This is a genomic window from Gordonia polyisoprenivorans NBRC 16320 = JCM 10675, from assembly GCF_000241325.1.
Classification (GTDB): Bacteria; Actinomycetota; Actinomycetes; order Mycobacteriales; family Mycobacteriaceae; genus Gordonia; species Gordonia polyisoprenivorans.
The window spans coordinates 237,490-258,564 of record NZ_BAEI01000087.1; the positions used below are offsets into that span (position 1 = coordinate 237,490).

The window sequence follows — 21,075 nt, forward strand, 5'->3', positions numbered from 1 at the left end:
GGCCCCGCCTAGCCGGTCTTGATGTTGCGCCGCGCCGAGGCCTGATCACGCGGTTTGAGCACGATCTGATCGAGATTCACGTGCGGCGGCCGGGACGCGACAAAGCCGATGACCTCGGCGACATCGTCGGCGGTCAGCGGCGTCAGGCCTTGGTAGACGGCGTCGGCGCGTTCCTTGTCGCCCTCGAAACGCACCAGCGAGAAATCGGTTTCGACCATGCCGGGCGCGATCTCGGTGAGCCGGATCGGCTTGCCGAGCAATTCGTAGCGCAACGTCCGATGCAACACTCCCTGAGCATGTTTCGCCGAGGTATAGCCGGCGCCGTTGTCGTAGGCCTCCAGGGCGGCGACCGAGGTGATGGTGACGATCAATCCGTCGCCGGAGGCCTCGAGCGCCGGGAGCAGCGCCTTGGTCATCCGTAGCGTCCCCAGAACGTTGGTCTCCCACATCCAGCGCCAGTCGTCGAGGTCGGCGGTGGCCACCGGGTCGAGGCCTTTCGCGCCGCCGGCGTTGTTGACGAGCACGTGTACCGAGTCCAGGCCGTCGACGAATCGGGCCACCGACTCCTCGTCGGTGACGTCGAGTTGCTTTCCGGTACCACCGATCTCGGCGGCCAGCGCCTGAACCCGATCGACCCGGCGGGCGCCGAGGACCACGTGAAAGCCCTGTGCGGCCAGGGCGCGGGCGGTGGCCGCGCCGATCCCGGAACTCGCACCGGTGACGACGGCGACGCGGGTGACCTCGGAGGCGGTGGACTCACTCATGATCGTGAGTTTACGTGCCGAGCCGGGTGGGGCCCGAGTCCCGGGCCAGACATTGAGCCCCGGACTGGGTCTCGACGCCGATCGGGATGCGCCCGCCGACGGCGATGCTAGATTCTCCAGTCATGCACACGGTCATCCCGGCGACACTCGGTGTCGGGACGACCCCCGCGGCGCAGGTGTTGCAGCGCATCCGGGTCGGTGCGCCCATCACCCGCGACACCCTTGCCGCCGAGACCGGGTTGTCCCCGGCCACCATCAACCGACAGGTGACCGCGCTGACCGAACTGGGTTTCGTCGTCGAACGCCGCGACCTGGTCCATGCCGGCAGCATCGGTCGGCCCAAGCATCCCCTGACCCTCGACCGCGACAGCCTTTGCGTCGCGGGGATGCACATCGGCGCCCGACGGACCCTGCTGGCCATCGCCGACCTCGGTGGGCGCACCCTCTACAGCCACGCCGTACTCACCCCGCACGACGATCCGTACGCGTCGGCGGCCGAACTCTGTCACGCCCTGCGGGAACTCGCCGACCGATTCTCCGGGCGCCGCCTGCTGTGGGGCGGGGTCGCACTCGGCGGGCGCGTCGAGCGCGCCGGCGGTGTGGTCGATCATCCCGTCCTCGGCTGGCGCAATGTCCCCGTTGGAGCGCAACTCGCCGAGGCACTCGGCGTGCCGGTGTCGGTGTGCGAGCATGTGCAGGCCATGGCCGCAGCCGAACTGTTGCTGAGTTCGGCTCGCAGCAGCGCGAATACGGGACTTTTCTTCTACGCGCGCGAAACCACGGGCATGGCCCTGACCGTCGGCGGGCAGGTGGTGGTCCCCGACCGCGGGGCCGGCACGATCGCCCACATCGGTGTCGACGCCCCGACGCTGTGCGGGGGTGCGGCCACCCTGCAGGACGTGATCGGTGTCGACGTCGCACGCCGCGCCGCGCAGCGCCTCGGCGTCTCACCGGACGCGTCGGTGATCACCGACGAACGCGCCCGCATCCTCGGGGAGGTGGTCGCCGTCTTCCGTGACGCGGTTAATCCCGACGAGGTGATCGTCGCCGGTGATGCGTTCGCCGCGCATCCGCAGGGGCTCGGACCGGTGCAGGCGGCCTTCGACTCCGCATCCAGGATCGGTTGGCCGCTGGAGCTCACGGCGTCGCGGTTCGGGTTGTCGGTCCAGGAGAGTGCGGCAATCGTGGTGGCGCTCAGCGTGATCTACGCCGACCCGGTCGCGGCGATGACCCACTGTCGCGCCCGGCCGTAGCGTAGCGGGCGCCAGTGACGCAGAGTCCGGCGTTTTGCCCTACCGTGACAGGCATGACGATCCCCCCTCGCGACGTTGCCGCGACCATGTCCATTTCCGTCACCGCACCCACCGAGATCGAGATGCAGATCGCGGTGGCCCGCATGCCCGGGCTGTCCCTCGACGAAACCCTCCAGGTGACCCTCGACGGCAAGCCGGTGTCGGTGGAGGAGATCGTGGACAATTACGGCGGCCGCATCCACCGGCTGTCGGTGGAGTCCGGTCAGCTCGATGTCGACTATCGGGCCGCGGTGACCACGCCTGCCGATCCGGCCCAGGTCGCGGTCACCGATCATTCGATCTACTTGCGCCCCAGCCGATATGCCGAGGCCGACAAGTTCTTCGGATTCGCCGCGGGTCAGTTCGACACCTCGTTGCCGAAGGGGGAACTCCTCAACCAGGTGACCGCGTTCGTCGAGGATCGCCTCGACTACATCCCCGGCGCGAGTGACCCCATCGACGGCGCCGCCGACACCCTGCTGGCCGGTGCGGGCGTCTGCCGCGACTACGCGCATCTGGTGGTGGCGTTGCTGCGCGCGTTGAACATCCCCGCCCGGTTGGTCGCCGTGTATGCGCCGGGCTGCGATCCGATGGATTTCCACGCGGTCGCCGAGGCGCTCATCGACGGCGTCTGGGTGGTGGTCGATGCCACGCGGCTCGCGCCACGCCAGGGGCTGGTGCGCATCTCGACCGGGCGGGACGCCGCCGACACCGCATTCCTCGACAACCACGAGGGTTCGATCAACCTCGACTCATATCAGGTGACCGCGGTGGTGCGCGGTGATCTGCCCATCGACGACGGAAAGGACCGCATCAGCATAGGCTGAGCGGTGTGCGCGCACTGACGTGCCCGATCTGCAATGCGCTGTCGGGATTCGAGAACCAGAACTGTCCCCGCTGTGGCACCTCCGTCGGAGTACATCTGCCCAGCCGATCACTGGTGGTGGCCTCCGAGGACGGCGTCGACATCGACGGGCGACACTGGGAGCGGTGTTCGAGTTGGTCGCGCACCGGCTGCAACTGGATGACGCCCTCGGAAGTGGGCGAAGGTGAGATCGGTTTGCGGGGACTGTGTTTCCCGGATTCGCTGGTGCGGCGCCAACCCGATCCGTCGGACACCATCGCCGTCGAGAAGCTCGCGCCGACCACCTTCGATCTGCGGATGGTGATCTATCAGCTCGCCGATCTGGGGCTACCGATCGAACCCTACTGGCGCACCAAGGGCGGATTGGCCTTCGACCTGTTGTCCAGTCTGTCGGAGGGCAAACAGGTGATCATCGGGCACGCCGGTGGCGTCATCACCATCGACCTCGCCGAAACCCTTGACGCACATCGTGAACGGCTGCGGGTGTCACTCGGCGAGCCCTATCGCACCATGGTCGGGCACTTCCGCCACGAGACCGGGCACTACTACCAGCATGTGCTCGTCGAAACCGGCGACGGGGCCGACCGCTATCTGGCCCGGTGCCGCGAGATCTTCGGCGACGAACGAGCGAGCTACAGCGACGCTCTCGACCGGCACTATCGGCACGGGCCACCGGCCAATTGGCGTGACTCGTTCATCTCCGAATACGCCACCATGCACCCGTGGGAGGACTTCGCCGAGTGCTTCGCCCACTACCTGCACATCACCGGAACCATCGACACCGCACGTGAATCCGGGCTGATGCTCGAGAGTGATCAGGTGCGTTTCTCGATGGACCGCGACATCGTGCCGCTGGCGACGTACGCCGATCAGCCCATCGAGAAACTGCTGTATGACTGGAAGTGGCTGTCCACCATGTTCAATCGCGTCAACCAGGCGATGGGCAGCCCGCCGCTGTATCCCTTCGACATCCCGCAACCGGTGGTGCGCAAACTCGGCTTCGTCCATCGCGTGATCCGGGAGTCGACCAAGCGTAATCCGGTCACCGATCCGATGGTCGCCGAGCCTGCGGTGTCGTGAACCCGCACCAGTCGCCCGGGCCGCCGCCAGGTCAGCCGAGCGCCTCGCGGCGATGGGCGGCAACGAATTCGAGGACGGCGGCCACATCCGCCGGATCGCCGACGCGATACTGGGCGGCGGTGTCACCGGGGCCGACCTTGATGCTGATGTCGTGGTCGTGGCGCAGATGGGCGAAGGCCTTTTCGTCGGTGACGTCGTCACCGAGATAGATGACGACGTCGGCGCCGGTGCGGTCGCGCAGGAGGTCGAGTGCGAGGCCCTTGCTGGTCTCGATGACGGCGAGCTCGATGACCGCCTTGCCCTCGGTGGCCTCGACCCCGTCCCACCGGGCCGGGCCGAGACGAGCGCGGTCGAGGGCGGTCGCGGCGTCGGCGGGGCTCGCGTTGCGGACGTGCAGGGTGGTGCTGACCGGTTTGACCTCCACCGTGACACCGTCGAATTCTGTTGCGATGGACTCGAACTCGTCGATGATCCGGGCGAGGAGCTGCTGCTGCTCGGCGGTGACCGGTTGCCCGAAGCCGGTGTCGAACTCGCTGCCGTGGCTGCCGACGAGGGTGATCGGGTCGTCGGCGAGACCGGACAGTGCGGCGAGATCCGACAGCGCCCGCCCGCTCACCACGGCCACCGTGGTGCGGTCGAGTCGGGCGGCGGCCCGTAGCGCCTCGATCGATTCGGGCAGACCGACCGCGTCCTGCGGCCGGGAGACGATGGGGGCGATACAGCCGTCGTAGTCCGACGCGAGCAGCAGCCGGTTCACCGTGCTCGCCCGCAGCAGCGCGTCGGACAGCGGTGTGGGGATGCCCTCGGCGCTCATCGCCCGTCGGCCGACTCGTCGGCCCCAGACTCGATCGACCCAGACTCGATCGGCCCAGCCTCGTCGGATTCGGAATCCAGCAGGCGCACACCGCGGTTCGCCGATGCCTCGGTCTCGGTCGTATCGGCCAGGGTGCCGAGGAAACTTGCCGCCCACTTGCCGACGTCGTGCGCCAGAACCTGCCTGCGCAGGGCCCGCATGCGGCGTCGGCCTTCTTCGGGGGCCTGCTCGACGGCGGCGACGATCGCGTCCTTGACGCCGTCGAGGTCATACGGGTTGGCCTGATACGCCGACCGCAATTCGGCTGCGGCACCGGTGAACTCGCTCAGCACCAAGGCGCCACCGAGGTCGTTGCGGCACGCCACGTACTCCTTGGCGACCAGGTTCATCCCGTCACGCAGGGGCGTCACGAGCATGACGTCGGCGGCGACGAAGAAGGCGATGAGGTCGTCGCGGGGGATCGGACGGTGCAGGTACTGCACGATCGGCCGGCCGACCTCGCTGTAGCGGCCGTTGATGTTGCCGACGAGCTGTTCGATACCCGCGCGCATCTGGATGTAACTCTCCACGCGTTCGCGGCTCGGTGTCGCCAGCTGCACCATGACGGTGTCGGCGGCGTCGATTCGCTTCTCCTCCAGCAACTCCTGGAGCGCTCGTAGCCGGACGTCGATGCCCTTGGTGTAATCGAGCCGGTCGACGCCGAGCATGATCGTCTTCGGGTTGCCGAGTTCTTTGCGGATCTCGGCGGCACGTTTGCGGATCTCCTTGGATCGCGCCTTCCCGTCGAGTTCGCCGGAATCGATGGAGATCGGGAAGGCCCCGACCCGTACCGTGCGGAAACCGACCTGCACCACACCGAACCGCGACCGCACGCCGACGGTGCCCTTGCTGGTGGCCTGACCGGCGAGGCGTCGTGCGAGATAGAGGAAGTTCTGGGCGCCGCCGGGGAGGTGGAAGCCGATGAGATCGGCACCGAGGAGTCCCTCGACGATCTCGGTCCGCCAGGGCAGCTGCATGAACAACTCGACCGGCGGGAACGGGATGTGCAGGAAGAACCCGATCTTGAGGTCGGGGCGCAGCATCCGCAGCATCTTCGGGACGAGCTGCAGTTGGTAGTCCTGAACCCACACGACCGCACCCTCGGCGGCGGCCTTCGAGGCGGCCTCGGCGAAGCGGCGGTTCACCTCGACGTAGGTGTTCCACCATTCGCGGTGGTATTCGGGTTTGACGATGACGTCGTGGTAAAGCGGCCACAGGGTGGCGTTGGAGAAGCCTTCGTAGTATTCGGCGATCTCCTGCGTCGACAGCGGCACCGCCTGAATGCCGATCCCCTCGACCTCAGGGTTCTCGTCGGAGTCGGCGATGCCCGACCACCCCACCCAGGCGCCGGTGTGGGAGCGAAGGATGGGTTCGAGAGCGGTGACCAGACCGCCGGGGCTGCGCTTCCAGGTGATCTCGCCGTCGGCGTCGACCGACTTGTCGACGGGCAGCCGGTTGGCCACCACGACGAACTCGGCGCCGGATTCGGGTACCGCTCGGCTCTCCGAGGTCACGGGTCAGGCGTTCTCGCCCGGTGCGATCCCCAACATCGACAGCAGCATCCGGCACTCGTCGGCGTCTGTCGCGTAGGCGGCGACGACGCGTCGCGCGGAGCTCGCGGTCTCGTCGGCCACTGGCTCCAGCTCTTCGTCGGCGATGTCGGTGGTTTTGGCTGCTGCCATCATGTCCCCTCGGTCGTGGCCCCGGATGGGGCGCCGCGGTCGTCGGATGTCGTGGTTGTCGCACCGTCGTGTGGTGCGCGCGACCACCCATGGTACCCGGTCACCCGCTGAGGGCTTCGCGGTCACCACTCGATCCGGCGGCGTCGGCGCAGGCGGCGCCGGTGCGCCCATTCGGGCCGGACGATGCGGGGCCGGCGCAGGGTGCGGGCGATGAACTCGCCGAGGGTCACCCCCGCGGCCAGCGCGCAACCGACGCCCAGGGCGCTTCCGGCCCAGGTGAGTCCGTCGAGAGTCTGATCGTTGAGCAGCCCGTACAGACCGCGGTAGACGGCGAGACCCGGCAGCAGGGGCGTGATACCGGCGACGGCGACCACCAGCGGCGGAGTGAGTGCGCGGCGCGCAAGCAGACCGCCGAGCATCCCGATGCAGACCGCGGCCAGACCGGAACCGATGACGTCGCCGACCGGGATGAACGAGGCGCCCGCGGCGACGCCGACACCGATCACGCCGGAGATGAAGGCGACCGGCAGCGCGCGCCGCTCGGCGTAACAGGCCAGCGCGAACGCGAATGCGGCGAAGGCGCCCGCGGCCACGCGTGCGGGGATGTCGACGGCCGCGAACTCCGTGGTGGTGGTGATGGCGGGCAGGTAGATGCCGACCGCCGAGAGCATCCGCAGCGCCATACCGACGCCGGCGATGATGCCACCGGTCATCAGCAACAGCTCGAAGAAGCGGGCGACGCCGGTGATCGGTGCGCCGGTGATGGCGTCCTGCACCGAGCCCACCAGCGACAGTCCCGACAGCAGCACGACGATCCCCGCCGCGATGACCTGGGACGGCATGATCTCGAACCCGAGTTTCTCGCCGCCCTCGAACACCAGCGCCGCCGGTACCACCGCGATGAAGCCGCCGGTGACCTGTTGGAAGAAGATCGGGGTGCCGATGCGATTGAGTAGCCGATTGATGGTGACGGTGACCCCGGTCGTCACGAACGCCAACAGCGCGATCAGCGGTCCGCCGCCGAGCAGCACGCTGATGCCTGCGGCCATCAGCCCCCACGCGAGAGTCGCGACCTTGTAGGGGTAAGGGTGCGGGGCGGCGATGATCGCGTCGACCATCCGGTGCGCGGTGGCCGGCGTGATCGCCGAATCCCGGATGCGGCGGATGAGTTTGTCGACCTGCGCGAGTCGGGTGAAGTCCAGCGAGCGGTAGTGGACGGTCTCCATCGTCGTGATGGGCGGCAGCGTCGCGCCGCGTCGGGCGCTGACGACGATGGTGTTGTAGGTGACATCCACGTCGACGTCCTCGATGCCGTAGATGTTCGCGACGAACTGGATCTGGCTGCCGGTGTCGATCGCGCCGGTCCCCGAGTCGAGCAGCACCGCGCCGATCTTAGTCGCCAGGTCGAGCACCTCGGTGATGGCCCCGACGTCGAACCGATCGATCGGACGCCGGGGCGCCACCATGATGCTGCCGGGTTCGATGGTGTCGATCGTGGCCTGGCTGGTGCCGATGAGGCGGCGGGCGGTGCGGCGGATATACTCGCGCAAGCATGCCTCCTTAGCTCAGTGGTAGAGCACTCGCCTTGTAAGCGAGCGGTCGTCAGTTCAATCCTGACAGGGGGCTCGCCTGCAGACTGCGGCCCGTCCGGTGTGATTTCGGACGGGCCGTCGGTCTTGGGCGGGTGCAGTCGATGTCGTCGAGTTGTCATCGTCCCGCGCCGGCCTGTGTGCGCGATTAGAGTTCGCGTATGACTTTCCACGTCGACTCCGAAGTGGGTCCGCTGGCCCAGGTCATCCTGCACAAGCCGGGGATCGAGTTGTTGCGTCTCACACCCGACAACGTCAAGGGATTGCTGTTCGACGACGTGATGTGGGCCGAGAAGGCGCAGGAGGAGCACGAGCAGTTCCAGCAGATACTGCGCGACCTCGGGGTGACGGTCCACCTCTATCAGGACCTGCTCGCCGAGGCACTCGCCCAGGACGGTGCGCGCGACGAGCTGGCGGCCGAGCTGATCACCGAAACCCAGTTCGGGACCGAACTCGACGGACCCCTGCAGGAGTTGCTCGACGAGCGCACACCCGACCAGCTGGCCGAGCTGTTGATCGGCGGCATGCTCAAACGAGAGGCGGCGCCGCATCTCGGTGGCGTGTCGAGCCTGCTGCTCCACAGCCTCGACGACGACGACTTCCTCCTCGCGCCGCTGCCCAATCATCTGTTCCAGCGCGACAATTCGGCGTGGATCTACGCCGGGGTCAACCTCAACCCGATGGCCAAACCGGCACGGCAACGCGAGACCATCAACTCCCGGCTGATCTACAACTTCCATCCGATGTTCACCGCGGAGGAGTTCGTGTTCTACAACGGCAACGATCCGATGCGGCACACACCGGCCACCATCGAGGGCGGGGACATTCTCGTCATCGGCAACCGCACGGTGATGATCGGTATGAGCGAACGTACCGCCCCGCAGGGCATCGAGGTGCTCGCCGAAAACCTGTTCAAGTCGGGGACCGTCGACAAGGTCATCGTCGTCGAACTCCCGATGGAGCGGGCGTTCATGCATCTCGACACCGCCATGACGCAGGTCGATCGCGACGCGTTCAGTGTCTACCCGTATCTGCCGGATACCTTGCGCTCCTACACTCTGGTGCCGCGAAACGACCAGGGCCACTTCACCGTGACCGAGAACGCCGAGCTGTTCGCCGTGGTGGCCGAGGCGCTCGGGGTGGACACGTTGCGGGTTCTCAAGGCGCCGATCGACCGGCTCGAGGCGGCCCGGGCGCAGTGGGACGACGGCAACAACTTCTTGACCGTATCGCCGGGGGTCGTGGTCGGGTACGAACGCAATGTCACCACCAACAAATACTTGGGCGACAACGGCATTCAGGTCATCGCCATGTCGGGGTCGGAGCTCGGGCGTGGTCGAGGCGGGCCACGGTGCATGTCCTGCCCGATCGAGCGTGAGGCCTAGCATGAGCGACACGCAGTCCGGCGGTGGCTCCTCGTCTCCCGTGGTGGAGACCACCTCGGGCGCCTATCGCGGTGTTCGTGACCACTGGATTCACGTGTGGAAGGGCATCCGGTACGCCGCGCCACCCGTGGGTGAGAATCGCTGGCGCCGTGCGCGTCCGGCGATTCCGCACGCCGGTGTCGTCGATGCCGACCGGTTCGGTGCGGTGTGTCCACAGGCGCGTAATCCGGCGATCGGTCTGGGTAGCGATCCGGTGATCGACGAGGACTGTCTGTTCCTCAACGTGTGGGCCCCGGTGGCCGGCGCCGACTCACCACGACCGGTGATCGTGTGGGTACATGGTGGGGCCTACGTTTTCGGATCCGGTGGTCAACCCCTCTACGACGGCACCCGGATGGCCGCGCAGCGTGACGTCGTGGTGGTCACGATCAACTACCGCATCGGTGCCTTCGGGTTCGCCGACATGGGGCCGGTGATCGATGGTGCGGAAACCAATGTCGCATTGTCGGATGTGCTGGCCGCGTTGACGTGGGTGCGCGACAACATCTCCGGGTTCGGTGGCGACCCGGCGCAGGTGACGGTGGCCGGCGAGTCGGCGGGCGGTGGGATCGTCACCACGCTGCTCACGATCCCGGCCGCTCGCGGACTGTTCCATCGGGCGATCGCCCAGAGCTCACCGGCGACGGCGGTGGCCTCGGCGCAGCGGATGGGGATTGTTTCCGAGCGTATCGCCGCCGCTATTCCCGGCGATCTGCGCTCGGCGTCGTCGGCGCAGTTCGTCCACGCGCAGATGCAGGTCTTCGCCGAAGTACCACAGGAGAATCCGGGAATCCTGGCCTTCACGGTCACCGTTGACGGGGATCTGGTTCCGCATCACCCGATCGACGTGTACCGGGCCGGCGAATCGATCCCGGTGCCGTTGCTGATCGGAACGAACCGCGACGAGTCCGCGCTGTTCCGTTACATGAAGTCCCCGTTGATGCCGATCGACCTGTCGACGATCCGCACCATGTTCGAGCGGATCGCGCTCGAACAGCCCGAACTCCGTGTACCCGATGAGCACACCGTACTCGCGGCGTATCCGCGGAATGCCAAGGCCGCCGGGCTCGGCATTGCGCGTGACCTGGCTTTCCGGATGCCGACGCTGTGGGTCGCTGATGCGCACGCCGAGGTGGCGCCGGTGTACATGTACCGATTCGACTGGGCGCCCAGGATGTTCCGTGTACTGCGCCTCGGTGCCACGCACGGCACCGAGCTCAACTACACCTGGGGCAATCTTCCAGCGGGACGCAAGGACATCACCTACAAGCTGGGTGGGCGGGCAACCGGTGAACATATTGCCGAACGGCTCCTCGGTCGCTGGGGATCGTTTGTGCGAGAAGGTGTTCCCGATGTCCGGCTCGATTCGGGCCCGACGCCCTCGTGGCCCCGATACCGCAGCGACGATCGCCGCTCCCTGGTGATCGACGAGGACGATCGCGTGGTCCAAGGGCTCGACGACAACCTCCGCGACACCTGGGGCAACGACATCCTCGCCTTCCGCTGAGGTATCGCGGGGACGAATCCAGCACCGGTGCAGGTGGTCTCGAGGCTCGCCGCACGCGGCTCGCACCTCGACCATCGGGGGAAACCGCCCCATCCCGGTGGTCGAGGTGCCGAGGAGCGCCAGCGACGAGCCTCGAGACCCCTTGTGCTGACGGATTTTCGGGCCACCGTGGCCCGAATCCAGCACCAGTGCAGACGGTCTCGAGGATCGCCGCACGCGGCTCACACCTCGACCATCGGGAATTACGATGCCCTCGAAGGATGCTTGTGCGTCCCGCCCGGTGGCCCTTCCCGCCCGATGGTCGAGGTGCACGGCGCCCCAGGCGCCGGGCCTCGAGACCCTTGTGCCGAAAGGATTCCGGGCCTCGGACGGCACGACACCTCGACCATCGGGAAGGGGTTTCTCTATGGAGTTCTCAAACAACAGATGCGGTCCCGGCCGGGCCGGGTGCGGGGAATCAGGTTGTGGGGCAGCGTGGGTCAGGCTGCCGTGTCGTCGAGTCGCATGGTGCGTCGGTGATAGGACGGCACGGGTCGTCGTTTCGGGTCGATGCTGGCGGGTGGGATCAGCCAGGGGTGCCGGTCGAATCCCATGATGATGTCCCATCCGTGGTGGTGGACGTCGTCGTGGCAGCTGGTGCAGAGTAGGCAGCCGTTGTCGAGGTCGGTGGGACCACCATCAGCCCAATGGTGCAAGTGGTGTGCTTGGCAGCGTCCGGCGTGTGCTCCGCATTTGATGCACCCGCGATCACGCACCAGCAACGCTTTGCGTTGTCCGGGGGTGAACAATCGTTCTTTGAGTCCGACGTCGAGGGGTACGCCGTCGGTGTTGAGGATGATTTTGGTGATCGTCGTATTACACGACAACATCCGCGCGGTGGCTTCGGTGATCGCGCCCATATTCTGCAGATCCCCACCGACCGCCGGGTTGTCCGCTGACCACGTCCACAACAACCCGTTGGTCGGTTTCGCCGAGAAGGTGGTGTCGGCCAAACCTTGTGCCGCCAACTCCACAATCGTCTCGAACGCGGCGGCACAGATCTGTTCGGGTGTCCGCGGATCCGGCGACCCATCGGGCTGAGGTTTGGGCGCCGACAAGGTTTCCATCAGAGTTCTGGTTTTCTCCCCGGCGATGATGTCGAGGTTCGCCGAGATTTCCAACCGTCCGTCGTCGGTGATGCGGTCGGTGTAGGAGTTGATCTTCTTGTCTTCGGCGGCCGGTAAGCCACCGGGTGTTTCGGCCGCCAACTCGTTGCCGAGTTGCCGTGCGTAGGTGTTGATCTCGGCGGGGGTGAATCCGGCGAAGTAGTGCGACAGCAGTTTCCGGAGGTATTCGCAGCGTTGGACGGTGTCGAGGGGTTCGGGGGAGCGGGTGTCGATGTGGGTCAATCCGCGGACGATGGCATCGACGTGTTCGGACGAGATGGATCCGTCCGCGGCATGCGCCAACAACAGATCCACATCGGTGGTGGCCGAGATCCGCACATATCTGGAAGCGACGGCCGGCGCGCAACCCATGCTGATCAACAGCTCCCGAAGTCGGGTGGTCTTGTGGTCGGCCACTCCCAGCCGGTCCAGTTCGCCGGTGAGGGTGGTGGCGTGGTGATCAACCAGGTTCCGCAACAACAGGACTTGCTTCATCGCGCCGAAGGCTTGGGGCCCGGTCATCTCCGGATTCCATTGCAGGTCGCTGAGTTGGCTGACGATCGCGGCGAAGACTGCCTCGGCGTCAACATCTTTGACGTCAAGAGTTGTGGTGGTGTCGATCATGGGCCCCTCCCCAGTGGCTGATCGGTGCGATGGCTCCAGTGTACATCGCCAGTGTGTTCGACGCAAGGGGTAGTTTGATCAATTCTGCTTGTGGACAACGTGTTTCGGCGCTGATTTTCTGTCGGTGGGGTGTGGTAGGGGGTGCGGTTTTCGTTTGTCTTGCTTTCGATGTGGTTGGGAGGCTTGTTGTCTCGCCGGGTCTCGAGGCTCGCCGCACGCGGCTCGCACCTCGACCATCGGGGGGAAGGGTTCTCGGGTATTCGGGGAGGACGGGTTGGTCGACCATCGGGGGGGTTCTCGGGTATCGGGGAGGACGGGTTGTTCGACCATCGGGGGGGAAGGGTTCTCGGGTATCGGGGAGGACGGGTTGTTCGACCATCGGGAGGGGAGGGTTCTCGATCATCGGGGACGGCGGGGTTGGTCGAGCATCGGGGAACGGGTCGAGCCATCGGGGGAGGGAAGGTGCGTCGTCCATTGCCGTAGCATCGGGGCATGAGTGCGGTGGATGACATCGGGGCGTTGCGGCTGACGGGGTTCGCGCACGGTGGAGGGTGCGCGTGCAAGATCCCGCCTGGCGAGTTGGAGGTCGCGGTGGCCGGGCTGACCGGGCAGGTGGGAGAGGACATCCTGGTCGGTCTCGACGACGGCGATGACGCCGCCGCGGTTCGGGTGCGTGACGATCTCGCCGTGCTGTCGACCGCCGACTTCTTCACCCCGGTCGTCGACGACGCGTTCACGTGGGGCGCCATTGCCGCCGCAAATGCGTTGTCGGACATCTACGCCATGGGTGGCCGACCCGTCGTGGCGATCAATCTCGTTGGCTGGCCCCGGGATACGCTGCCGATGGAGTTACTGACGGAAGTGCTGCGGGGTGGTCTCGATGTGGCCGGCCGGGCGGGATGTCCGGTGATCGGCGGACACAGCATCGACGATCCCGAACCCAAGTACGGGATGGCCGTGACCGGAACCGCGGACCCGGCCCGGCTGATCCGCAACGACGCGGCGGTGGCGGGACTGCCGATCACCCTGACCAAACCGATCGGCGTCGGGTTCCTCAACAATCGTCATAAGCAGACCGGGGAGGTCTTCGAGGCGGCGCTCGCGACGATGACCGAACTCAACGACGCCGCCGCGCAGGCGGCGCTGGCGGCCGGGGTGCGCGCAGGCACCGACGTCACCGGTTTCGGGCTGCTCGGACACTTACACAAACTCGCGCGTGCATCGGGGGTGGGCGCCGTCATCGATCGGTCGGCGGTGCCTGCTGTCGACGGCGCACTCGAGGCACTACGCGATGGATTCGTCTCCGGTGGCACTCGCCGGAACCTCGACTGGGTACGGCCGCACCTCGACGCCGCGGGCGCCGTCACCGACGACGATCTGCTGTTCCTCGCCGACGCCCAGACCTCCGGGGGACTTCTGTTGATCGGTGAGGTGCCCGGGTATCCGGTGATCGGTGAGACCGTGGCCGGCGCAGGGATCCGCGTGCGCTGAGTCGCCGAGGATCTCGGACGCGGAGTAGGGTCTTTGGACCCACGTGCCCCCGCTCGGCGCGTCGTACACTCGGTCCGCAGGTTTTTCGGCGGAAGCGGGTACCAGATGGGCGGGTTGGATGCGCCCACTTCGACGTTCACATCATGGTTTGTCGGTGATGGTGAGGTCGAGTGGGGATTGCCGTTCTGGGAGCGGATCGGCCACATGCGCCTCAAGCAGATCAGCTTCTCTCTCGGGACGCTGATCATGACGATCGCGGCCGCCGGGGGTGTGTTCAGTCCCGCCGGTGAATACAACGACGTCGTTCGCTCGTTGCTCGCCGTCGGTGTGGTGCTCGGTGCCACCTATGTGGTTCGGTGGTGGGTGTTGCCGCCGCGTCGACGCACCGAGGCCATCATGCTGGTGGCGGGTACGGACGTGATCATCGCCCTGGCGTGCATGAGTCATCCAGATCCCGCGCTCGGAATTGCCGGTACCTCGGTGTTCCTTGTCGTCAGCATGCTTGCGGCGTTCTACTGTGCGCCGGCGGTTCACGCGCTGCATGCCGTCTTCGCTGCGATCGTCATGTGTGCCATCGTCATCCGGATGGCAGACGAGCCCGGCCCCGGGCACCTGGCGTTGGCGGTGTCGAAGGGCGTTGCCCCGGTTGCTCTCGTGTTGTTCGTGCTCCCGATGGCGCAGTTCATGTTCTGGCGTCTGGGGAGCGACGCCATGGTCGCACAACATGATCCGTTGACACGCTTGGTCAATCGGCGAGGGCTGGCCCGGTTCGCACCACGTCTGCACTGCACCACTGGTCGGGTTGCGATGATCATGATCGACGTCGACGAGTTCAAGCGGATCAACGACACCCGAGGTCATCAACTCGGCGACCTGGTGTTGATGCAGATCGCGAACCGGATCGCCGACGTCGCGGCACGGGCGGAGGTCGCGGGCCGGTCCACGATCGCCGCGCGAATCGGTGGTGAGGAGTTCGTCGTCGTCCTGGACGGCGACATCGACGACGGATGCCGGATCGCCGCCGACCTCTGCCGTGACGTCCACGCGCATGCGACGCCACCGGTGACCATCAGTGTCGGGGTGGCCGGTGCGCCCGCCGCGTCGTGGAATCTCCACGATCTCCTCCGCGACGCGGATCTGGCCATGTACGAGGCGAAACGCCAGGGTGGCAATCGGTTCATCTGCTCACCGCAGTACCCGAGTCGGTACCGCCCCACTGGCCAGTGGCCGGCGCCGAGCCTGCCCCACGGTGTCAGTAACCCGTGGTGATCGAATCGTCGGTGATGCCCGCCGCGCGGCGGGCCGCCAGGCGGCGCTTCTGCGGAATGATGGTGTAGCGCGGGTCTTTTGCCGACTCGATGCCCGCATGGAAGACGCCGAAGCGGGTACACGCCGACGCCGCCAGCAATGCCATCCCCGAGGCCGCCGACACAGTGCGGGACCGTCTCGAGAACAGTGCGCCGATACCGCCGACGACGGCGAGCCGCTCCGCCCAGCGCATGAGCGTACCGGGCCGGCCGTGGTGAAGTGGTTCGGCCGTAACCGAATCCATGCGACGTTCCATGAGCCGGGTCGCCGCCACATCGCCGACGACGCCGACGACGGCGAGGCTGCGGGCCGGTCCCGCCTCGGCAACCGGCGTGGTGACCATCGCCAGTCCGCTCGCCGCCAGACTCGCCGAACTGACGAACACGAACGGCAAATCGCGGTGCATCGCATTCCATGTGGGAGTGGCGGTGTCGCCCAGCAGGACTGCGGTGTAGACGGCGAGCAGCGGCCCGAACGCGCCACCGACGAGACCGGCCGGAGCCTCACCCAGGCGCAGCACCGTCCGCAACGGCCCCAACGGAAGTCGCTCTCCGGTCATCCGGTCCACCTCGGCGGCGGCAGCCACTCCGATGCCGCCCGAGAACGCGGTGAGAATCCACGACCCGACGCTCATCGGGGAGGTGACCTTGAAGGTCCGCAACATGTTGTAGAACCGGTCCGGCCGACCCAGGTCGGCGACCAGCGCCACCGCACCCAGCCCCACCGCCGCCAAGCCGCCCAGCCGCGCGTTGCGGCGCAACGACTCCCGCCCGGTCAGTTGGGCGCCCGCAGCCAGCACACCCGACCCGCCGCCGACGCCACCGAGGAACAGATACAGCGCGATCTCGTCGCCCCACGGCGGTGGTTTGACCACCGGATGGCCGTAATAGCCCTCGCCGGTGAGCTTCTCGAACTCGGCGTCGGGCACCATCGACATCTCACGCGACCCATCGGTCCCGCCGGCGCCACGCCGTCGCCGCGCGACCCGATTGCGGATGCGGTCGCGGCGTCGTGGCGGCTCGGGCGGGCGCAATGCGTCGTACTCGGAGGTCATCAGGTGCTCACCGCCCGCGCCCGGTGAGGAACGAGACCGCAGCGGCGGCAAGCATTCCCACGGCGGCCACACCGGCACGCCGATACATGCTCGGCAGGTCGGCGGTGCACACCCGCGGGTCCGGCGGCAGCCCGTACACCTCGGGTTCGTCGAGCAGCAGGAACACCGACCCGGTACCGCCGACGCCGTCGTTGGTGTTCGCCCCGTACAGCCGGGCCTCGGTCATGCCCTGTGCGTGAAGGTGCGCGACCCGCTCGTGAGCGGCGTCGACGAGGTCGTCGTGGTCGCCGAACTTGATGGAGGTGGTGGGGCAGGTCTTGGCGCAGGCGGGGGTCTCGTCATCGACGAGACGGTCGTAGCAGAGCGTGCACTTCTGTGCGACACCACGTTTGGGTACCGGCGGCTGCTCACCCTTGCGCTGGCCTTCGCGGGTGGTGGGTTCGACGGTGCCGTCCGAGCGGCGTTCGACGACCCCGAACGGGCAACCGGCAACACAGGTTCCGCATCCGTTGCACACGTCGTGTTGCACGACGACCGTCCCGAATTCGGTGCGGAACAACGCGCCGGTGGGGCACACGTCCAAACACCCGGCGTGTGTGCAGTGCTTGCACACATCCGACGACATCAGCCACCGGAACTCGGGGGTATCCGGTGGACTGACATCAGCCCGTACACCGGCGACCCCCGGCACATCACCGACCCCCTGCGGGGCGTCGGTCGACGTCGGCTCCCCGCCGGCGCCCGGCAGCGCGGGCATCCCCAAATCGGTGAGCGCACGACCGGATTCGCGTGCGGCACTGATCTGTTCGCGGTTCTGCTCGATGAACGCGACGTGCCGCCAGGTACTCGCGCCGAGCGCGACGGTGTTGTCGTAGGACATACCGGTCAGCTCGAGATCGCCGTCGCGCGGATTGCCGTTCCACTCCTTGCAGGCGACCTCACATGCCTTGCAGCCGATACAGATCGAGGTGTCGGTGAAGAAGCCCTTCCGCGGCCGTTCGCGATCGCCCCAGTGGGCGTCCGCGGTCGGGTCGGTCGGTCCGGACAATTGGCCCATCTAGTCAGACCTCCCTGGTTCGCCGGGTTCGGGATACACCGTTTCGTGTGCCGGGTCGGTGATCCGGGTGTTGTCGGTCTCCACCGTGACGCCGGCGCGTTCCTGGTAGCGGCGCACGAGATCGAGCAGCGCGGGACCTTGTGGGCGCCGGCCCGCGATCACGTCGCATGAGGCCACCTTCGACTCCTGGATCTGCACATTGGGGTCGAGGGTGACGCCGAGGAGGTCGTTCACCGCGTCGCCGGTGACGACGGCGTCGCCGCCCTGCCCCCAGTGATACGGCAGGCCCACCTGGTGCACCTCGCGGCCGTTGATGCGCAGCGGCGTCATCCGATCGGTCACCAGCACCCGCGCCTCGATCGCCGAGCGGGGCGAGATGATCGTCGCCCATCCCTCGTTCACCAGTCCGCGCGCGGCCGCCAATTCCGGTGACACCTCACAGAACAACTCCGGTTGCAGCTCGGCCAGGAACGGCGACCACCGGCTCATCCCGCCGGCCGTGTGATGCTCGGTCAGCCGGTAGGTGGTGAACACGAACGGGTAGACCTCGTCGCCCCGGTCACCGGCGCTCGGCGCACCCAGATTGTCCCTGCGCGCGAAGGTGATCCGCGCCGGCGCCTGCTGTTGCGGATACAGGGCGTTGGCCACTGGCGACTCGTGTGGCTCGTAGTGTGCGGGCAGCGGTCCGTCGACGAGCCCCTTCGGCGCGAACAGCCAGGCCTTGCCGTCGGATTGCATGATGAACGGGTCGTCACCGGCCAGCCCCTCGGCGCCACCGAGGTCCGGATCGGGCCGCGCATCGGGCGCCTTGTCGACCGGGAAGTCGGGCACGTCGTCGCCGGTCCACCTGCGGGCCTGGGCATCCCACCAGATGTAGCGTTTGCGCTCACTCCACGGTCGTCCCTCGGGGTCGGCGGACGCGCGGTTGTAGAGGATGCGCCGATCGGCGGGCCACACCCAGCCCCACTCGTGCTGACTGACCGAATCACCGCCCTGCGGTACCCGGCGGGCCGCCTGATTGGTGGCGTGGGCGTACACACCGGTGTAGATCCAGCAACCTCCCGCGGTCGATCCGTCGGCGGTCATCTGCGTGTACGACGTGAGGTTCTCGCCCGCGTGCGGCCCGGAGGTGAAGTACCCGTTGATCTCCGAGAGCACCGCCTCCGGCTCGGGGTTGCCGTGCTCGTCGAGCGGGTAGTCCCACGTCAGATCGAGCAGCGCACGGTCGCGGTCGTCGGTCGAGTCGGCCAGCCGTTCCCGGATGCGGCGGCCGAGCTCGTAGAAGAAGTCCAACTCGCTCTGCGCCTGCCCGGGTGGCGCCACCGCCTGGTGGCGCCACTGCACCATTCGCTGTGTCTGCGTGAAGGATCCGGCCTTCTCCACGTGGGTGGCCGCGGGCATGAAGAACACCTCAGTGCCGATGTCGGTGGTGCGCAGCTCGCCGGAGGCGATCTCGGGTCCGTCGCGCCACCAGGTGGCCGACTCGATCATGTTGAGGTCGCGGACCACCAGCCACTTCAACTTCGACATCGCCATCCGCTGCTGGCGGCCGTTGGCCGACCCGACCGCCGGATTCTGCCCGAGCACGAAATAGCCCTCGACCTTGCCGGCGAGCATGTCGACGGTGGTCTGATAGGTCCCCGCGGGGCCGGACAGACGCGGCAAGAGGTCATAGGCCCAGTCGTTCTCGGCGGTCGCATTGTCACCGAACCAGGCCTTGAGCAAGCTGATCATGTAGGTGTCGGCGTAGGCCCAGAACCCCTTCTGCTGCGGGGAGCCCACGGCGGCAAGGTAATCGGCGAGCGTGTCGTGCTTACCGACCGAGGGCATCGGTAGATAGCCGGGCAACAGGTTGAACAGCGTCGGGATGTCGGTCGACCCCTGGATGCTGGCGTGCCCGCGCAGTGCCATGATCCCGCTGCCGGGCCGACCGACGTTGCCCATCAACAATTGCAGGATCGCCGCGGTCCGGATGAACTGCACCCCGAGGGTGTGCTGCGTCCATCCGGTCGCATACCCGAAGCAGGTGGTGCGGTCGCGGCCGGAGTTGTCGGCGATCGCCTCGGCCAGATAGGTGAAGTCGTCTATCGAGATCCCGCACATGTCGCGCACCATTTCCGGTGTGTACCGGGCGAAATGGCGTGTGAGGATCTGAAAGACGCTGCGCGGGTGGGTCAACGACTCATCGCGGCGTACCCGCGCGTGCTCGAGGGGTGGGCCACCCGATCCGTGTTCGTCGCCGGCGGCGCGTGCCGACGCCGACGTCCCGTGCTCGTGGCCGTCGGGCGAGGCGACCTTGCCGTCGGACGGATCGTCGTAGGCCCACGTCGTCGGATCGTAGGTGCCGGTCTCGGGATCGAACCCGGAGAACAGACCGCCGAGATCCTCGGTGTCGCGGTAATCCTCGGTCACCAGCGTCGCGGCATTGGTGTAGGCCACGACGTACTCCCGGAAGTACCGCTCATGGGTGAGCATGTAGTTGATCAGCCCACCGAGCAGCACGACGTCGGACCCCACGCGGATCGAGATGTGCTTGTCGGCGTTGGCCGACGTGCGGGTGAAGCGGGGATCGACGTGAATCACCCGTGCACCCTTCGCGCGTGCCTCGACCACCCACTGGAAGCCCACCGGGTGTGCCTCGGCCATGTTGCCGCCGATGAGCACGATGCAATCCGCATTGGCCATGTCCTGCAAGGACTGGGTGGCGCCGCCGCGTCCGAACGAGGTCCCCAGACTGGGAACCGTGGCGGAGTGTCATATACGCGCCTGGTTCTCGATCTGGATGGCACCGGCCGCGGTGAAGAGCTTCTTGATCAGATAGTTCTCTTCGTTGTCCAGGGTTGCGCCGCCCAGCGAGGCGATACCCATCGTGCGACGCAGGATCCGGCCCTGCTCGTCGGTGTCCTGCCAGGTGCGGCGACGGGACTCGACGAAGCGGTCGGCGATCATGTCGATCGCGGTGTCGAGGTCGAGGTCGGTCCAGTCCGTGGCATACGGCGCCCGATAGCGAATCGTGGTCTGCCGCATCGGATTGTTGACCAGCTGCTCACTCGACGCGCCCTTGGGGCACAACCGTCCGCGAGAGATGGGGGAGTCGGGGTCACCCTCGATCTGGATGACCCGGCCGTCCTTCACATAGACCTTCTGCCCACACCCGACAGCGCAGAACGGGCACACACTTTGCACGACCTTGTCGGCGTCGGCGGTGCGCGGTGCCATGTCGCGGGTCTGCGCCGACTGCACGGCCGGACCCCGGCCGAACCTGTCGCCGGTGCGCAACTGGCGGAACACCGGCCACTCCAGTGGGCGCAAGGAGGGCACGAAGCCGAGTCTAGACCGT

General features: G+C 67.1%; 16 protein-coding genes and 1 tRNA gene. 8 read left to right on the forward strand and 9 right to left on the reverse strand.

Annotated features, from left to right (window positions below; translation table 11 throughout):
- Positions 1-8: 8 nt before the first annotated feature.
- Positions 9-764, reverse strand: a complete 756-nt coding sequence (locus GOPIP_RS24655; RefSeq protein ID WP_006372576.1) for an SDR family NAD(P)-dependent oxidoreductase — start codon at positions 762-764, stop codon at positions 9-11.
- 122 nt (positions 765-886) lie between these two features.
- On the opposite strand from GOPIP_RS24655, the gene GOPIP_RS24660 reads away from it, so the two are divergent.
- Genes GOPIP_RS24660 through GOPIP_RS24670 form a run of 3 tightly spaced genes read left to right on the forward strand, consistent with a single transcriptional unit; the run spans position 887 to position 4,001 of the window.
- Complete coding sequence (locus GOPIP_RS24660) at positions 887-2,017, forward strand: ROK family transcriptional regulator (RefSeq protein ID WP_006372577.1); 1,131 nt, start codon at positions 887-889, stop codon at positions 2,015-2,017.
- A gap of 53 nt (positions 2,018-2,070) precedes the next feature.
- Positions 2,071-2,883 (forward strand): transglutaminase-like domain-containing protein, encoded by an 813-nt coding sequence (locus GOPIP_RS24665; RefSeq protein ID WP_014358958.1) that lies wholly within the window; start codon positions 2,071-2,073, stop codon positions 2,881-2,883.
- Between the two features lie 5 nt (positions 2,884-2,888).
- A complete protein-coding gene (locus GOPIP_RS24670; protein WP_006372579.1) occupies positions 2,889-4,001 on the forward strand; it encodes a zinc-binding metallopeptidase family protein in 1,113 nt (370 codons plus the stop codon).
- 31 nt (positions 4,002-4,032) lie between these two features.
- Here the strand turns inward: GOPIP_RS24670 and otsB are convergent, their stop codons facing one another.
- The 4 genes from otsB to GOPIP_RS24690 all read right to left on the reverse strand — a co-directional run bounded on the left by otsB (position 4,033) and on the right by GOPIP_RS24690 (position 8,086).
- The gene (gene otsB, locus GOPIP_RS24675) at positions 4,033-4,815 is read right to left on the reverse strand and encodes a trehalose-phosphatase (protein WP_006372580.1); all 783 of its coding nucleotides are present in this window, start codon (positions 4,813-4,815) and stop codon (positions 4,033-4,035) included.
- The gene (locus GOPIP_RS24680; RefSeq protein WP_006372581.1) at positions 4,812-6,368 is read right to left on the reverse strand and encodes an alpha,alpha-trehalose-phosphate synthase (UDP-forming); all 1,557 of its coding nucleotides are present in this window, start codon (positions 6,366-6,368) and stop codon (positions 4,812-4,814) included. The genes otsB and GOPIP_RS24680 overlap by 4 nt, the downstream gene beginning before the upstream one ends.
- A gap of 3 nt (positions 6,369-6,371) precedes the next feature.
- On the reverse strand, positions 6,372-6,536 hold the full coding sequence (locus GOPIP_RS29210) for a hypothetical protein (protein WP_165776325.1): 165 nt from the start codon (positions 6,534-6,536) through the stop codon (positions 6,372-6,374).
- A 122-nt stretch (positions 6,537-6,658) separates the two neighbouring features.
- The gene (locus GOPIP_RS24690) at positions 6,659-8,086 is read right to left on the reverse strand and encodes a threonine/serine exporter family protein (RefSeq protein ID WP_006372583.1); all 1,428 of its coding nucleotides are present in this window, start codon (positions 8,084-8,086) and stop codon (positions 6,659-6,661) included.
- 4 nt (positions 8,087-8,090) lie between these two features.
- On the opposite strand from GOPIP_RS24690, the gene GOPIP_RS24695 reads away from it, so the two are divergent.
- From GOPIP_RS24695 to GOPIP_RS24705, 3 genes are all read left to right on the forward strand, one after another.
- Positions 8,091-8,162 (forward strand) — tRNA-Thr (locus GOPIP_RS24695).
- 124 nt (positions 8,163-8,286) lie between these two features.
- Positions 8,287-9,510: an arginine deiminase gene (locus GOPIP_RS24700; protein ID WP_006372584.1), complete on the forward strand. Its 1,224-nt coding sequence runs from the start codon at positions 8,287-8,289 to the stop codon at positions 9,508-9,510.
- A 1-nt stretch (position 9,511) separates the two neighbouring features.
- Positions 9,512-11,056 (forward strand): carboxylesterase/lipase family protein, encoded by a 1,545-nt coding sequence (locus tag GOPIP_RS24705; RefSeq protein WP_006372585.1) that lies wholly within the window; start codon positions 9,512-9,514, stop codon positions 11,054-11,056.
- 479 nt (positions 11,057-11,535) lie between these two features.
- Here the strand turns inward: GOPIP_RS24705 and GOPIP_RS24710 are convergent, their stop codons facing one another.
- Positions 11,536-12,825: an HNH endonuclease gene (locus GOPIP_RS24710; protein WP_006372586.1), complete on the reverse strand. Its 1,290-nt coding sequence runs from the start codon at positions 12,823-12,825 to the stop codon at positions 11,536-11,538.
- Between the two features lie 492 nt (positions 12,826-13,317).
- Between GOPIP_RS24710 and selD the strand changes: the two genes are divergently transcribed.
- Positions 13,318-14,316 carry a selenide, water dikinase SelD gene (selD, locus tag GOPIP_RS24715; protein WP_006372587.1) on the forward strand — a complete coding sequence of 333 codons (999 nt, stop codon included), beginning with the start codon at positions 13,318-13,320 and terminating at the stop codon, positions 14,314-14,316.
- A 105-nt stretch (positions 14,317-14,421) separates the two neighbouring features.
- On the forward strand, positions 14,422-15,585 hold the full coding sequence (locus GOPIP_RS24720; RefSeq protein WP_035728814.1) for a GGDEF domain-containing protein: 1,164 nt from the start codon (positions 14,422-14,424) through the stop codon (positions 15,583-15,585).
- Here the strand turns inward: GOPIP_RS24720 and nrfD are convergent.
- Genes nrfD through fdh form a run of 3 tightly spaced genes read right to left on the reverse strand, consistent with a single transcriptional unit; the run spans position 15,569 to position 21,056 of the window.
- Positions 15,569-16,678, reverse strand: a complete 1,110-nt coding sequence (gene nrfD / locus GOPIP_RS24725; protein ID WP_006372589.1) for an NrfD/PsrC family molybdoenzyme membrane anchor subunit — start codon at positions 16,676-16,678, stop codon at positions 15,569-15,571. The two genes, GOPIP_RS24720 and nrfD, sit on opposite strands and share 17 nt — an antisense overlap.
- A 7-nt stretch (positions 16,679-16,685) precedes the next feature.
- On the reverse strand, positions 16,686-17,735 hold the full coding sequence (locus GOPIP_RS24730; protein ID WP_006372590.1) for a 4Fe-4S dicluster domain-containing protein: 1,050 nt from the start codon (positions 17,733-17,735) through the stop codon (positions 16,686-16,688).
- A complete protein-coding gene (gene fdh, locus GOPIP_RS24735; protein WP_170320244.1) occupies positions 17,736-21,056 on the reverse strand; it encodes a formate dehydrogenase in 3,321 nt (1,106 codons plus the stop codon).
- Positions 21,057-21,075 lie beyond the last annotated feature (19 nt).

Excerpts from the sequence above, each read along its gene's own strand:
- GOPIP_RS24665 (WP_014358958.1), top strand. The coding sequence starts at position 2,071 with ATGACGATCCCCCCTCGCGACGTTGCCGCGACCATGTCCATTTCCGTC.
- nrfD (WP_006372589.1), bottom strand. The coding sequence starts at position 16,678 with ATGACCTCCGAGTACGACGCATTGCGCCCGCCCGAGCCGCCACGACGC.
- GOPIP_RS24700 (WP_006372584.1), top strand. The coding sequence starts at position 8,287 with ATGACTTTCCACGTCGACTCCGAAGTGGGTCCGCTGGCCCAGGTCATC.
- GOPIP_RS29210 (WP_165776325.1), bottom strand. The coding sequence starts at position 6,536 with ATGGCAGCAGCCAAAACCACCGACATCGCCGACGAAGAGCTGGAGCCA.
- GOPIP_RS24710 (WP_006372586.1), bottom strand. The coding sequence starts at position 12,825 with ATGATCGACACCACCACAACTCTTGACGTCAAAGATGTTGACGCCGAG.
- GOPIP_RS24720 (WP_035728814.1), top strand. The coding sequence starts at position 14,422 with ATGGGCGGGTTGGATGCGCCCACTTCGACGTTCACATCATGGTTTGTC.
- GOPIP_RS24705 (WP_006372585.1), top strand. The coding sequence starts at position 9,512 with ATGAGCGACACGCAGTCCGGCGGTGGCTCCTCGTCTCCCGTGGTGGAG.
- GOPIP_RS24660 (WP_006372577.1), top strand. The coding sequence starts at position 887 with ATGCACACGGTCATCCCGGCGACACTCGGTGTCGGGACGACCCCCGCG.
- GOPIP_RS24730 (WP_006372590.1), bottom strand. The coding sequence starts at position 17,735 with ATGGGCCAATTGTCCGGACCGACCGACCCGACCGCGGACGCCCACTGG.
- selD (WP_006372587.1), top strand. The coding sequence starts at position 13,318 with ATGAGTGCGGTGGATGACATCGGGGCGTTGCGGCTGACGGGGTTCGCG.
- GOPIP_RS24655 (WP_006372576.1), bottom strand. The coding sequence starts at position 764 with ATGAGTGAGTCCACCGCCTCCGAGGTCACCCGCGTCGCCGTCGTCACC.
- otsB (WP_006372580.1), bottom strand. The coding sequence starts at position 4,815 with ATGAGCGCCGAGGGCATCCCCACACCGCTGTCCGACGCGCTGCTGCGG.